The 13,598-nt window shown below is 45.3% G+C and carries 13 protein-coding genes and 1 pseudogene; 10 read left to right on the plus strand and 4 right to left on the minus strand.

The window, feature by feature from the left end; genetic code table 11:
- Window positions 1-141: 141 nt before the first annotated feature.
- Together PMG71_RS23005 and PMG71_RS23010 are read left to right on the plus strand one after the other, a co-directional pair.
- Window positions 142-1,407, plus strand: coding sequence for an aspartate aminotransferase family protein (locus PMG71_RS23005; protein WP_283756074.1), 1,266 nt, complete (start codon window positions 142-144; stop codon window positions 1,405-1,407).
- A gap of 63 nt (window positions 1,408-1,470) precedes the next feature.
- Complete coding sequence (locus tag PMG71_RS23010) at window positions 1,471-2,064, plus strand: MiaE family protein (RefSeq protein WP_283756075.1); 594 nt, start codon at window positions 1,471-1,473, stop codon at window positions 2,062-2,064.
- A 4-nt stretch (window positions 2,065-2,068) separates the two neighbouring features.
- Here PMG71_RS23010 and PMG71_RS23015 read toward each other — a convergent pair whose 3' ends face one another.
- A complete protein-coding gene (locus PMG71_RS23015; protein ID WP_283756076.1) occupies window positions 2,069-3,274 on the minus strand; it encodes a DNA cytosine methyltransferase in 1,206 nt (401 codons plus the stop codon).
- 51 nt (window positions 3,275-3,325) lie between these two features.
- Between PMG71_RS23015 and PMG71_RS23020 the strand changes: the two genes are divergently transcribed.
- Entirely contained in the window at window positions 3,326-3,688 is a 363-nt protein-coding gene (locus PMG71_RS23020) for a 7(1) septoil knot domain-containing protein (RefSeq protein ID WP_283756077.1), read from the plus strand.
- Between the two features lie 338 nt (window positions 3,689-4,026).
- Here the strand turns inward: PMG71_RS23020 and pbpC are convergent, their stop codons facing one another.
- Window positions 4,027-6,363, minus strand: a complete 2,337-nt coding sequence (gene pbpC / locus PMG71_RS23025; protein ID WP_283756078.1) for a penicillin-binding protein 1C — start codon at window positions 6,361-6,363, stop codon at window positions 4,027-4,029.
- Window positions 6,364-6,406: 43 nt separating this feature from the next.
- On the opposite strand from pbpC, the gene PMG71_RS23030 reads away from it, so the two are divergent.
- From PMG71_RS23030 to PMG71_RS23045, 4 genes are all read left to right on the plus strand, one after another.
- Window positions 6,407-6,856, plus strand: coding sequence for a GNAT family N-acetyltransferase (locus PMG71_RS23030; protein ID WP_283756079.1), 450 nt, complete (start codon window positions 6,407-6,409; stop codon window positions 6,854-6,856).
- Window positions 6,857-6,945: 89 nt separating this feature from the next.
- Entirely contained in the window at window positions 6,946-7,224 is a 279-nt protein-coding gene (locus PMG71_RS23035; RefSeq protein ID WP_283756080.1) for a hypothetical protein, read from the plus strand.
- Entirely contained in the window at window positions 7,221-7,727 is a 507-nt protein-coding gene (locus tag PMG71_RS23040) for a PIN domain-containing protein (protein WP_283756081.1), read from the plus strand. Before PMG71_RS23035 ends, PMG71_RS23040 begins: the two co-directional genes overlap by 4 nt.
- Before the next feature lie 11 nt (window positions 7,728-7,738).
- A complete protein-coding gene (locus PMG71_RS23045) occupies window positions 7,739-8,068 on the plus strand; it encodes a toxin-antitoxin system HicB family antitoxin (protein ID WP_347179380.1) in 330 nt (109 codons plus the stop codon).
- Window positions 8,069-8,145: 77 nt separating this feature from the next.
- Here the strand turns inward: PMG71_RS23045 and PMG71_RS23050 are convergent, their stop codons facing one another.
- Together PMG71_RS23050 and PMG71_RS23055 are read right to left on the minus strand one after the other, a co-directional pair.
- Window positions 8,146-9,765 carry a GIY-YIG nuclease family protein gene (locus PMG71_RS23050; protein ID WP_283756083.1) on the minus strand — a complete coding sequence of 540 codons (1,620 nt, stop codon included), beginning with the start codon at window positions 9,763-9,765 and terminating at the stop codon, window positions 8,146-8,148.
- A 26-nt stretch (window positions 9,766-9,791) separates the two neighbouring features.
- The gene (locus PMG71_RS23055; protein ID WP_283756084.1) at window positions 9,792-10,445 is read right to left on the minus strand and encodes a Uma2 family endonuclease; all 654 of its coding nucleotides are present in this window, start codon (window positions 10,443-10,445) and stop codon (window positions 9,792-9,794) included.
- A gap of 198 nt (window positions 10,446-10,643) precedes the next feature.
- Here PMG71_RS23055 and fumC point away from each other — a divergent pair, with 198 nt between their 5' ends.
- The 3 genes and pseudogenes from fumC to PMG71_RS23070 all read left to right on the plus strand — a co-directional run.
- Window positions 10,644-12,053 carry a class II fumarate hydratase gene (gene fumC, locus PMG71_RS23060; RefSeq protein WP_283756085.1) on the plus strand — a complete coding sequence of 470 codons (1,410 nt, stop codon included), beginning with the start codon at window positions 10,644-10,646 and terminating at the stop codon, window positions 12,051-12,053.
- Between the two features lie 131 nt (window positions 12,054-12,184).
- Window positions 12,185-13,099, plus strand: coding sequence for a class I SAM-dependent methyltransferase (locus tag PMG71_RS23065; RefSeq protein WP_283756086.1), 915 nt, complete (start codon window positions 12,185-12,187; stop codon window positions 13,097-13,099).
- Window positions 13,100-13,246: 147 nt separating this feature from the next.
- Window positions 13,247-13,598, plus strand: a pseudogene (locus tag PMG71_RS23070) (hypothetical protein); the annotation flags it as partial.

Genomic DNA, 13,598 nt, shown 5'->3' on the forward strand with positions numbered 1-13,598 from the left:
GATTGTCAAGAAGTATTGACAGACACTAGAGATTACTGAATTTCAAAGCTAACATGGAATATTCAGAATTAACTTTAGGGCCCTAAAGTTGCTGAAAATCCCTTAATAATTCTGTGTCCTTTTGAGCTAGAGGAAACCATTGTGAGTCCAGAAACGTTAACCCAGACCGATGCGCCCCAGGTTTCAGACCATGCTTATGATCCATCGGAGTTTAACCAGTATGTAATGTCTACTTATGGGCGGTTTCCGATCGCCCTCAAACAAGGAAAAGGCTGCTTGGTTTGGGATACTCAAGGTCGCGAATATTTGGATTTTGTGGCCGGAATTGCCACCTGTACGTTGGGTCATGCCCATCCCGCTTTAGTAGAAACGGTAACTCAACAGATTAGCAAGCTCCATCATGTGTCGAATCTGTACTATATCCAAGAACAGGGGGATTTAGCTAAATGGTTAGTCGAGCATTCCTGTGCCGATCGCGCCTTTTTCTGTAATTCGGGGGCAGAAGCCAATGAAGGGGCGATTAAATTGGCCCGCAAATATGCCCATACGGTACTGAACATTGAAGACCCAGTAATTCTGACGGCAAAAGCGAGTTTTCATGGTCGTACTTTAGCCACGATCACGGCAACCGGCCAAGCCAAATACCAAAAAGGATTTAGTCCCCTGGTTCCGGGCTTTGCCTATGTGCCCTATAACGATTTTGAAGCGGTCAAAGAGGCGATCGCCTCCCTGGATAGCTCAGAACGGCGCGTGGCGGCGATTTTACTCGAAGCCTTACAGGGTGAAGGGGGCGTGCGTCCAGGAGAATTGGAGTATTTCCTGCGCTTGCGTCAGTTGTGCGATCAGACCGGAATTTTACTGATCCTGGATGAGGTGCAAGTGGGTATGGGACGCACGGGGAAACTCTGGGGGTACGAGAATTTGGGCATTGAACCGGATATCTTTACCTCAGCCAAAGGGTTAGCGGGGGGTATTCCCATTGGTGCGCTGCTCTGTAAGCAGTCCTGTGATGTATTTGAGCCGGGGAATCATGCCAGCACGTTTGGTGGTAACCCCTTTGCTTGTGCCGCAGCCCTGACGGTGTGCCAAACCGTGGAGCAGGATCGGTTGCTTCAAAATGTACAAGAGCGGGGCGAACAATTGCGGAAAGGCTTGCGGGCGATCGCCGCTAAATATCCCCAACTCATTGCTGAGGTGCGCGGATGGGGGCTAATTAATGGTATGGAACTGCAAGCGGAGATTCCCTTAACTTCCATTGAAATTGTGAAAACCGCCATGGAACAAGGGGTGCTACTGGTTCCCGCAGGGCCAAAGGTAGTGCGGTTTGTACCGCCGTTGATTGTGTCTGCGGAGGAGATCGATCGGGCAGTTGCGGAGGTGGAAAAGGCGATCGCCAGTCTTACCTAAACCGAATCACCCGTAGGGGCGAAGGGCCCTTCGCCCCTACAGTTATGTATAATTTTGATTATTATGGAAGAACTACCGAAAATCAAATTTCTGCAACAGCCGACATCTGAGGCTTGGGTTCAACAGGCGATCGCCAACTTGAATACCATCCTCTTAGATCATTCCCACTGCGAGCGCAAAGCAGCCGGAGTCGCTCTAAACCTGATGTTCCGCTATCCCTCCAGTCAGGTGCTGGTGAGGAAGCTAACGGCGATCGCCCGCGAAGAACTCGAACACTTTGAACAAGTCAATCAATGGTTAGAGCGCCTCAATATTCCCCTCGCTCCCCTCTCGGCTCCTCCCTACGCTGCCGGATTAAAAGCCCAAATTCGCCCCACTGAACCGGAAAGAATGCTCGATTCTCTGTTGATTTCTGCCCTGATTGAAGCCCGTTCCCACGAGCGTCTCGGATTGCTTGCTAACCATCTCCCCCAACCCCAACTCGCCCAATTTTATCGCTCTTTAATGGCTTCTGAAGCTCGCCATTATGGAGTCTACTGGATCTTAGCCACCACCTATTTCGACCGGGAAGTTGTCCAAACTCGCCTAGATGCTCTGGCACAAATTGAAAGTGATTTACTCTCTACCTTGCATCCAGAACCACGCATTCATAGTTAGAGAGTTATTCTATAGCTTTTTGATAATATCGGGCGGCTGCCGTGCTATCCCATTCTAATAAATCGGTGCGATCGAGTACCATCATTTTCCGGGGACGAACGGGAGAATAGCCTAAAGCGTTACCAATTTCAGCAGCAACAGCTTTGGCTAAAAACGGCGGGACTGAATTCCCCACTTGTCGAAATCCGTGCCATTTGGTGCGATGAAATCTGAACCAGTCGGGGTAAGAATGGAGCCGTGCAGCTTCGCGAACAGTGATACATCTGGGTTCAAAGGGATGGATGGGACGGGGAGAAGTGTATGCGCCGCGATCGCCTGGTGTCCCTGCTCTTAAGGTATTACAGAGTCCCTGGGGATCGAGTCTCAAAAAATGACTAATGGGTTCAATTTTTCCGGGAAGTGTTGCCTTAAATCGTTGGATAGATTCAGGAGTATGACGAGTTTTTAAGCTAGAAGTTAACAGAGTTTTATCATATTTTCTCGGATAAGAATAATCATCAGATAATCGAAATATTCCATGTAACAATTTACCATACTCAGTATGGTTTCTAAATGCTGCTTTCACCCAATCTTGAGTTTCTAGTTCTGGATATCGAGAGATTTTGGGTAACCCTTCTATAGCATCATAAACTGTCGGATAAGAATCAAAATAGGTTAAGGGTTGGGGATAGGAAGGAAGCTCTAAATCTTGATGACATCCGACTAAAAACAGTCGTTCCCGATTTTGAGGTACGCCATAATCGCGAGCATTTAAAAGTTTATAATGCACTTGATAACCATGGAAAGCAAACTTTTCCATAATTTCTGCAATAAATAAACGATGGTGTCCCATCACCATACCTTTAACATTTTCTAAGACAAAAAAATTAGGTTTCAGTTGATCGACAAGGCGGATAAAATGATAAACTAAACTGTTGCGTGGATCGTCTAATGCCCGTTTACCAATCACAGAAAATCCTTGACAAGGAGGGCCACCAAAAACCACATCAATTCGTTTTCTGCCAATGGTAGATTTTTCTCGAATTTCTGCTGCTGCGATCTGGGAAATATCCGCGCACAGAACTGTCCAATGGGGGAAATTATATTCATGAACTCCGCAGTGAATGGGGTCTATTTCTACAGATGCCAAAACATCAAACCCTGCTTGCTCAAAACCTAGGGTCATTCCTCCTGCACCGGCAAATAAATCTACAGCGATCGGTCTAGACACAGTTTTGAAACACTGATCGGATAACGGTCTATTATAGCATAATTGAGTGAAATGAAAAGAGGTCAAATCATGCGGCGATCGCTCCTGCCCCTAGTGCTTTTAAGCCTCAGTCTTTTTTTATCCTTTAATTTAGCCGCTAGTCCCGGAAAAACAGAAGAAAGCATTAATCCCGAAAATTGTAGTTTTCAGGGTATCAAGCTCTATGGAAATGTACAAATCGTCGAGCATTTTCCCGATATTCAGGTACAGGTGGTTGAGTCCTTCCCGGATCTCAAGGTTAAATGGGTCGAGCATTTTCCTGATGCTTGTGGCAAATGGAAGCAGGTCGAACATTTTCCAGATTTTAAGATTCAATATGTAACGAGTTTCCCGGATGTGAAAATCAAGACCGTTGAATCTTTTCCTGGTATATAGCAAACCTAAATGAGTTGTGTAATGGCTGCCCCTCATCCCCCTGCCCCCTTCTCCCGCAGGAGAAGGGGGTAATATCAAATCTAAAACAGAATGCTACATATCAATCGACAACAACGGTATATGTAGGTAGGGGCGAGCGGCCGCTCGCCCCTACAGCTATGTCTCATTCTTATGCCAATTGACTATATGTAGCAAACATTTAAGGATTTGATATAAAGTCCCTCTCCCAGTGGGAGAGGGATATAGGGAGAGGGCTTTTTCTATTTCACAACTCATTTAGACTAGCTATAGAGTTTTAACCACAAAGACACGAAGGAACACGAAGGTTTAGAGTTTGTTTAATCGGCAATCGAAAAACCTCTACGGGTTCGTTTTAGTGGAGCTTCCTGCACTTGAAAAATGATCCGATCGCGTTCTTCTCCTACTGCCGTTTTCACCTCTAGCTCCCAACTGCCGAGTTTCATGTTCCAAAATAGAGAATTGGTTGTAGTTGTGGCGATTTTATCCCCATTTAACCACCATTCTACCGGTTCTTCGAGTTTACCCGCTAGTTTGAATTCTAGGCGATTGTCCTGTTCTGCTTGGGGAGAGAGCAAGAAATAATCATCATTTGAAGGAAAGACAATTCTTAGGTTTCCTTGCCATTGGTTTTGGGGCTGTTGGGAGAGCCATTCATTATATTCTGGAGGTAGTTCTAGGGGCTGGTTTTGAGTGTTTGATGTTTGGATATCTTCGGGATAGAGATATTCTAAAACAATGGCAGAAGGACAGGTAGGAGTGGGTTTGAAACCTGCCCCTACATCGGGTTGAAATTGGGATAAATTCTCCCCCATAATTTGTCCGGTAACGGCACAAATGGGGTGCTGAACCAAACCGGATGGGGGTGCAAAATCAGCAGGTTCTCTAGTTTCGTGTAAATGTTGCATAATGCGATGCCAGAGGGGGGCTGCACCCATAACTCCGGAGACTTGTTGCATGGCGGTTCCGTCAAAGTTGCCCACCCAGGTGGCAACGGTATAATCGGTGCTAAAGCCGACAGTCCAGGTATCGCGATAGTCGGAGGATGTACCGGTTTTGACGGCAGTGGGAAAGGGCAAGTTTAATACTGAGTCTACCCCAAAACTGGTGGCACGGGCATGGCGATCGCCGAGCATCTCCCGCACCAGTTCCCAAGATGTCGTCTCTGGGGGCGTTTTTGCTGCTTCCGTTTCTTCGCCAAAATAGGTGACTAAAGGCACGGCTTTACCATGATGGGCCAATCGCAAATAAGCCCTCGCCAACTCCCACAAGCTGACCTCCCCACTGCCCAAAGTTAAGCCTAAACCATAGTATTCTGGCTCATGGCTTAGGTGGGTGAATCCCAACTCTCGCAAGTGATTGAGGAATACGGGAACCCCCACTTCTTCCAACACGCGGACGGCGGGCACATTCAGGGAATTAGCCAGGGCTAAACGCACCCGCACCGGCCCTAAAAAGGTTTCGCTATAGTCCACGGGTTTGTATAGTTTCGCTCCAGGTATGGCGTAAGTGGTGGGCACGTCTGCGAGGATGGTTTGGGGACGGATAACCTGTTGTTCGAGGGCGAGTTGGTAGAGGAAGGGCTTCAGGGTTGAACCCGGTTGGCGCAAAGCTTGTACGCCATCATTTTGCCCCTGTTGGCTGTCGTTAAAGTAGTTGGGAGACCCCACATAGGCAAGGACTTCTCCGGTATGATTATCAATGACCAGGGCGGCTGCATGGTGGACTCGTTGGGGTGCGAGAGCGTCCACGACTTGCTGCACTTGAGTGGCGACAAACTGCTGGAGGGCGCTATCTAGGGTGGTGCGGATGGTTCCTCCTTGGGTGCTGGGGAGCTGCTGGGCAACCCAGAAGAGGAAATGGGGAGCGGCGAGGATTCCCTGTTGTCGCGATCGCAGATAAACTTGTTCACTATAAGCCCGTTCTGCGTCTAATTCCGTAATCATTTTATCCGCCACCATTCGGTCTAAAACATAACGCTGCCGGGTTTTCAGGGCTTGCCAATGGTGGTAGGGGTCGAGGTCGATGGGGTCATTGGGCAGGGATGCCAGCAGGGTCGCCTGTGCCAGATTTAACTCCGCAGCCGGAAGCCCAAAATAGCTCCGAGCCGCCGCTTCCACCCCATAAAGGTTACTCCCCATGGGCAGGCGGTTAATATACGCAGCCAGAACTGTATCCTTATCCATTCCCGCACTTAAGCGCCAAGATGTCCAAATCTCACCCACTTTATGGGGGAGAGTGCGGGGAGTTGGATGGAGCATCCGCGCCAGTTGCATCGTAATAGTAGAAGCTCCGCTCACAATTTCTCTCGCTTGAAGCGCTTCTAAAATAGCACGAGAAACCGCCATAAAATCCACCGAACCATGTTGATAATAGCGCTTATCTTCCGCCGCAATAATCCCTTGAATAAAGTAGGGGGAAATCTCATCCAGGGGAACCACCATCGTATGGTCTTGGTCGCGGGTGAGCAGGGTTCCCAAGGGCAGTCCATGACGGTCTTCAAAGGTGAGTGCGCCATCAGTTTGGGCGATATCTTGGGCGCGAATGGGGATGAGATAGGGTACAGAGCGGAGAGTTAAGCAGAGTAAAATTACACCGATGAGGATGCGGAAGGGGAGTTTATATTGTCCATGCCATAATTTACGGAAGTATTGCATAATTCACCCATAAAGTATTGACGTTCAGAAGGAGCGCATCATCATGATTCATTACAGAGCAGCAGAGCAAACTGATTTAGAGATCATTTTACAACTGGTGCAAGAATTTCATCACAGTGAAAAACTAGGGTTTGATGAAAAACTCGATGCTCAGGCTTTAGAAGAGTTAATCAGCGATTCATCTTTAGGGAAACTGTTGCTGATTCAACAAGACGATGAAATCATTGGCTATGTTATTATAGCTTGGGGTTATAGTCTGGAATTCAGAGGCAGAGATGCATTTATCGATGAATTTTATCTGAGACCCCAGTACCGTCAACAGGGCATCGGGACTCAAACTTTATCATTGGTCGAGAAGACCTGTCAAGAGTTAGGAATACAAGCGCTGCATCTAGAAGTTGATTTTGAAAATCCTAATGCACAACGTCTTTATCACCGAGTTGGATATCAACGCCATAATCGTTTTTTGATGACGAAAATATTAGATAATTAGATCGGGCGCAGTTCACATCCTAAGCTGTGTTACTATAGCAAGTAGAATTTACAGTATAATATTGAAGGCAATCTAGAGGTTAATGATTTATGGCACGACAAGTTGAACAAGCAGTACGCCAAGCGAAAGCTTACTTTGAACAACTTTTGCCTCAGTTGGGGGAAGGGATTGAAGACTTGAGACTCGAAGAAGTGGAATTTTCCGAAGATAAATGGCTGATTACTTTGGGATATACCCGTCCAACTAAAATCAAGCCTAATCCCCTATTACCTGTTACCGATAACCGGCAATATGAACGAGTCTATAAGATATTTACAATTAACTCAAGAACGAATGAAGTTGAATCGATGAAAATCCGAGAGTTATGATCGATGAAATTGCCGAATTTTATAAACAATATCGACACAAAGGAATTTTGATTGATACGAATATTCTGATTCTCTGGGTCGTAGGTACAGTCAACCGAGAACGGATTTCTCGATTTAATCGAACCAAAACGTTTACGCCCAATGACTATGATATATTATCACAACTCCTTGATTATTTTAGCAGAGTCGTTACTACTCCCCATATTCTGACAGAAGTCAATAGCCTGATGAATACATTGGGAGAACCAGAACGCTCTACTGGCCTACAAATCTTAGGTGAAGCCCTACAAAATTCCGATAAAGTTCATGAGGAATATCGAGAAAGTTCCCAAATTATGCAGAATAATCAATTTTATAAGTTTGGCTTAACAGATTGTGGAATTATGGAAGTTTGCCAAGGTCGATATTTGGTTTTAACTGATGATTTTAAGTTGGCGGGTTATTTATTTTCACAAAATATAGATACGATTAATTTTAATCATATTCGAGGATTATTAAAGTAATGAAGTTAAAGATGAGCCAAGTAGAACTCCAATTACCAGAAACACTCCACCAACAGTTAACCCAGTTAGCGGAGAATGAAGGTGTTTCGTTAAACCAATATATCGTTTATGCACTCACGCGCCAAGTTACTATGGCGTATACAGTTCAAGCAATACCTACTGATGAAGTAAACCAACAGGAGCAGAAATTTCAAGCTTTACTGAACAAGTTAGGACAAGCATCTTTAACGGAGGTAAAATCGGTTTTAGAGCGGCGAGAAGTGGTTGACCCAGAACCAGAATTAAGTCCTGACATTATTGCCCGTTTTCAGCAGCGTATTAATGATGCTTCCAAGGGTTGATTTTACCACGAATGAGTGCTGATATGGTATTTTAAATTGGATTGTCCTGAATTGACCTGAAAAAAACAGAGAAAGGTTTATTTTTTGGCTACTTTTTCTCGCTGAAAGGTTAACTTCATTTCCGGTAAGTCGGAGACTTCCAGACGGCGCTTGATTTCTACTTTGGCGGTTTCAAAGGTGGGAAAGTCATCACTCGGCCCAAAGGGAATGCCAAAACCAGAACCGACTTCTAGGATTTTGATATTCACTTTCGCAGGCACTAGCACCTTACGGGGAGAAACATAAAATTTATTGATATATCCTACTCCATTAGCCCAGCGATTCACAGAGGCAAAATCTTGTAGATATTCTTCGACTAATAGCCAAAATTGTCGGTCAACGCTGGCTAAAAGATATAGGATTTCAAATCGCTCTGCACTAGCGTGTCTTGCATGATTATCTATCAATCCGTACGCTCTATTATAGAGATCACGTTCCTGTAAAGGTTGATCGGAGTTTTTTGAATTATTATCAATTCTTCTTCCTTCACGATCAAATGAGAAATTGTATTCTCCATCTTCTCTCCATTTTTCCCGTTTGTAAGGCTTCTTCAAGTCAGCACTAAAACTTTTGATAAACAAACCAATTCTCTCAGCACGGTAATCGAAGCGTATTGCACCCTCATTACTATATTTTTGTGGATCGATATCTCGTTTGTGCAAGAGATCTTTTACGGTTATAGTACCTGACTTTTTGGAGCGGCTGCCATAGCCTCGCTTACCGGTTTTATAATCTTCACATAGGGTGGTTATTTTATTTTTGATTTTATCCTCATCAATCGGTTCATTAAAGAAAATCTTGATCAAATCCGTATCATAAGGTCTCATGCGCTTAAACAGGCGACTATAGAAATCTGTATCATCGGTCTCTGATTGCATTTGACTTAATGATTCAGGAGTTACGGCTTTTATGGATATTCCCGCTAAATCAACATCATGATATTTCCGGATATCTTGTGTTTTTTGTTGAGAGTAGAAATAATCAAATGAATACAGTTCTATGGCATAACCGTTGACATATAAACGATAGGCATGAAGAGAACGTACTGATTCCCAATTGGAAGCATAGGCTTTACGATAATTCAATGATGCCTTGATAAATGGGCTTTCTTTTGTATACCCAAGACTGAAATTATATTTTTCTTTGAAGGCAGTTTGATCTAGAGAAATGTGAATGATCTCTAGGGATAGCAACTTCTTGTGAAACAACCAATAATCATAATCTAAATCGACAATATCTTCGCGGGGAGGTTCAATACCGAGAATGAAGGCAAAATCGGAAATGGCGACTAGGGTTTCTCGTAAGAGGGTTTCGCTGGGTAATACTTTTTTGGCTTTGACTGGACTCTCGTTTAAGTGGGGATGATATTTTTCAATGCGCTGCTTCTCGACTTCATCAAGTCGATCTTTGCTCACTAACTCATAGTAAATGGTAAAGTGTGTTTTCTTCTGTGCTTCGAGTTGAGCGATGCGATGATGGGTTTTGCCTTGCCAGCGTTTGCAGATGTTTTTGGCTTGGCCAATGTACCACACCTTGTGAGCTTGATCGAGAACATAATAAATCCCGGAAGACTCTGGAAGCAGCTCTTTGGTTTGTAGGGGGATATGGGGGAGTTGGAGAAGATCGCGATCGCCTTTCATTTCGCAAATATGTATCAAGCATAACTCTCTTATCCGATTATACCTCAGTTTCCTTGCGTCGGCGATCGCCAGTAATTCCTCCAGATCTTAGCCGCAGCTAAAGGTTGGGGATTCTTCACACATTCTGCTAAAAAATCAATGTCAATCTCTGGCAATAACTCACTGTTTTCAATCCGTTCATACCCATGATTGGATTCTGATTCCACTGGAAGATTGGAGCGCAAATGATAGACAGAAAACTCGCCATTTTGCCAAAACCAGACTTCAGGCACTTGCAAGCGACGATACACTTCTAACTTATTAATCCCACCATGGGTAACCACCACTTCAATCGCTAAATCGGGAACATCTTTATCTGTGCCAAAACAGTATCCTTCATCCGCTTCTAGTCCTGCTCGTTTTGCTTCCTGTTTCAGGGTAGTGGAGCCAAAGGGAAAATATTCGATATCGGCTTCTAAGAAGTAAAGTTCTAGTAAATTTCCAATCCGAGTTTTTTCCGTTTCATGGCGGCGAGAGGTGGACATGATTTCTAAAACTCCATCTAAATAAGTGACGCGATAACCGCCATTGTCTCCGATGATATTCAGCAAGGTTTCATAGTATTCCCAAGTGGCGCTATTGGTCAAATAGCGGTCTTCAGAATCCTGGTGGGATAAGGGAGGTTCGGGAAATAGGGTATTAAATTTCAATGCCAGCATGATTCAATTAAAAATTAAAAATTAAAAATTAAAAATGTGTACTTGAGCTACAATGTATCACAAACACACCAAGAGCTACAAAGAAAGAAGACTGTTTTTATCTTTGCTGAGGATCTCCGTGTCCCCGTGTCTCCCCTCTTTGCGGGATTTCCAACTCACTCTACAATCTAAGAGGTTAGGAGATGGAGAAACCAGGATATGACGCAAGATGTAGCTCAGACTCGGATTGAGAAAGATAGTATGGGGGAAATTGAGGTACAGAGCGATCGCTACTGGGGAGCGCAAACCCAGCGATCGCTCAAATATTTCTCCATTGGTCACAATTTTATCCCTCAAGAGGTGATTGTTGCCTTTGCCATCTTGAAAAAAGCGGCCGCGATCGCCAATCACGAATTAAGTAAACTTCCTGAAGACAAAGCAAAATTAATCATCCAAGCCGCCGATGAAATTATTGCCGGTAAACTCAACGATCATTTTCCCCTGCGCGTGTGGATGACAGGGAGCGGGACGCAGTGCAACATGAATGTCAATGAAGTGATTGCGAATCGGGCGATCGCCTTTGCAGGAGGAGAACTAGGTAGCAAAACGCCTATTCATCCCAACGATCATGTCAATATGTCCCAGTCCTCCAATGATACCTTTCCCACTGCCATGCATATTGCCGCAGTTTTGGCGCTCCATCAGCATCTGCTCCCCAAAGTCACCAAAATGCGGGATGCTCTGCAACAGAAATCCGAAGAGTTTGCCAACATTGTCAAAATTGGCCGCACCCATCTCCAAGATGCCGTTCCCCTCACCCTCGGTCAAGAATTTTCTGGCTATGTAGCCCAATTAACCGCAGACTTAAAACGTATCGAACAAACCCTACCCGATATGTATGAATTAGCACTCGGAGGAACCGCCGTCGGCACGGGCTTAAATGCACCCAAAGGCTTTGCCCAACTGGTGGCGCGGAAAATCCACCATTTAACCGGCTATCCCTTCATTTCTGCCCCCAATAAATTCGCCGTCATTGCCGCCCATGATGCCATGATTATGACCAGTGGCGCATTAAAAACCTTGGCTTGTTCATTGATGAAAATTGCCAATGATATTCGCTTTTTAGGTAGCGGGCCGCGCTGTGGTTTAGGGGAGTTAATTCTACCCGAAAATGAGCCGGGTTCTTCCATTATGCCCGGTAAAGTGAATCCCACCCAATGCGAGGCTATGACAATGGTTGCGGCTCAAGTCATTGGCTATGATACCGCCATTAGCATTGCCGGTTCCCAAGGTCATTTTGAACTCAATGTTTTTAAGCCCATGATGATTTTTAATCTGTTGGAATCCATCACTTTATTGGGCGATACCTGCAATAACTTTACCGATTTTCTGTTGGATGGACTGCAAGCCAATCAAAAACAAATTAACACTTATCTGAACGAGTCCTTAATGTTAGTCACCGCCCTAAGTCCGGCGATCGGCTATGATAATGCCGCTAAAGTCGCTCATTATGCCCTAGAAAAAGACTTAACCCTCAAGCAAGCCTGTTTAGAATTAGGCTATATTTCCGCCGAAGAATTCGATCGCATTGTCGTAGCCGAAAACATGGTTTATCCCCAACAAGGATAATTGGGGAGAGACAAGGATTACTAAATGTAATCTTTGAGACTACGGGTGACCCTCTTGAACTAACTTAACATTCTCCCTAGTCACCATTCGGCACAATGAAAAGCTATATCCACTCTCTTAAACCTATTTCAATGACTAAAGCCGGACTCACTGCTAACCTCGTTAATCGTATTCTCTCCATTAAACCCCTCGCCAGCATCGCCAAACACCAAGCCCGCCAAATGATCGTCAAACGGGCTGAAAAAAACGGTATTCCTTGGCGAGCAGAAGTCAAAATCCTGCAAACCCTTGATTGGACTCCCCGACTCGAAGCCATCCAAAACCCCAACATCACCTACCCCGACTATTACTTACAACCCTTCCATGCTTACGACCGAGGAAATCTCAGTTGGGAAGCCGCCTTGGAAGTCGAATTTGCCGCCAAAGGCGTTCATGCCCAACTCTGGAAAGATGCTGGAGCAAAAGGAGACGAGCGCTTACGCCAAACCTATCATCAAATTCTGCTAGAAAAACTCACCCCCGCGCCCCAAGATATCCTTGATGTCGGCTGTAGCATCGGCATGAGTACCTTTGCTCTCCAAGACACCTATCCCAACGCCACTGTCACCGGACTGGACTTATCCCCCTACTTCCTGGCCGTCGCTGGATATCGAGCCGAACAGAGACAGAGCCAGCACAAAACCCCCAACCATTGGATTCATGCCCGTGCAGAAGAAACCGGACTGCCTGATGCTTCTTTCGATCTGGTTTCCCTCTTTCTCATTTGCCATGAATTACCCCAAGCCGCCACCCGCCAAATCTTCCGCGAAGCTCGACGCATATTACGTCCCCAAGGTCATCTGGCGATTATGGAGATGAATCCTCAGTCTGAGGTGTACAAAAAAATGCCACCCTATGTGTTTACTTTACTCAAAAGTACAGAACCCTATATGGATGAATATTTCACCCTAGATATTGCTCAAGCCTTAGTGGAGGCTGGGTTTAAAACTCCCTTGATTCAACCCAACACCATCCGCCATCGCACCATTATTGCCCCATGTGCCTAATAAACAGGACTCGATTTTGGGGATTGGGTTAATATGGAGAGAAATATCATCTAATCTTGTGTAGGACTAGAGCTTTTCTATGAGTTCCTTCGCCCTCTCTCCTTCTCCCCTCCCCACTGCCGAACAACGCCTGGTTTTATCAAAGGTTTGGGAGTCAAGGAAGTTTGGCAATGGAAAGAGGGAGAATTTTCACTCTATCATCTGGATTCTACAGGCTATGAGGCGATCGCCAACAGTGAACTGCTTCCCAACTTAGATATCTCTCTCTTAACCCGTTGTGTCAAACCCGACCAACAATTTGATGCCGTCATGGAGTTTCGCGATCGCCTTCGCCAACTCAATGATATCAAGTTCGCTCATTCATGTCCGCGAAGCGGAAATACCCTAATTAAAAATCCAGGGAGCAAGATGCTCCCACTCCAGTCAGATCAAAGAATTCGAGGAGTGCGGGCATCTTGCCCGCTTCTTAACAAATTTTCAAGTCCGCTTGCGGAAACCG

Source organism: Roseofilum acuticapitatum BLCC-M154, from assembly GCF_030068475.1.
In the GTDB taxonomy this organism is placed as follows: Bacteria; Cyanobacteriota; Cyanobacteriia; order Cyanobacteriales; family Desertifilaceae; genus Roseofilum; species Roseofilum acuticapitatum.

What these genes read in the sequence shown, in the direction of transcription:
- PMG71_RS23010 (WP_283756075.1), top strand. Translation starts at nt 1,471, where the DNA reads ATGGAAGAACTACCGAAAATCAAATTTCTGCAACAGCCGACATCTGAG.
- PMG71_RS23020 (WP_283756077.1), top strand. Translation starts at nt 3,326, where the DNA reads ATGAAAAGAGGTCAAATCATGCGGCGATCGCTCCTGCCCCTAGTGCTT.
- pbpC (WP_283756078.1), bottom strand. Translation starts at nt 6,363, where the DNA reads ATGCAATACTTCCGTAAATTATGGCATGGACAATATAAACTCCCCTTC.
- PMG71_RS23030 (WP_283756079.1), top strand. Translation starts at nt 6,407, where the DNA reads ATGATTCATTACAGAGCAGCAGAGCAAACTGATTTAGAGATCATTTTA.
- PMG71_RS23035 (WP_283756080.1), top strand. Translation starts at nt 6,946, where the DNA reads ATGGCACGACAAGTTGAACAAGCAGTACGCCAAGCGAAAGCTTACTTT.
- PMG71_RS23040 (WP_283756081.1), top strand. Translation starts at nt 7,221, where the DNA reads ATGATCGATGAAATTGCCGAATTTTATAAACAATATCGACACAAAGGA.
- PMG71_RS23045 (WP_347179380.1), top strand. Translation starts at nt 7,739, where the DNA reads ATGAGCCAAGTAGAACTCCAATTACCAGAAACACTCCACCAACAGTTA.
- PMG71_RS23055 (WP_283756084.1), bottom strand. Translation starts at nt 10,445, where the DNA reads ATGCTGGCATTGAAATTTAATACCCTATTTCCCGAACCTCCCTTATCC.
- fumC (WP_283756085.1), top strand. Translation starts at nt 10,644, where the DNA reads ATGACGCAAGATGTAGCTCAGACTCGGATTGAGAAAGATAGTATGGGG.
- PMG71_RS23065 (WP_283756086.1), top strand. Translation starts at nt 12,185, where the DNA reads ATGACTAAAGCCGGACTCACTGCTAACCTCGTTAATCGTATTCTCTCC.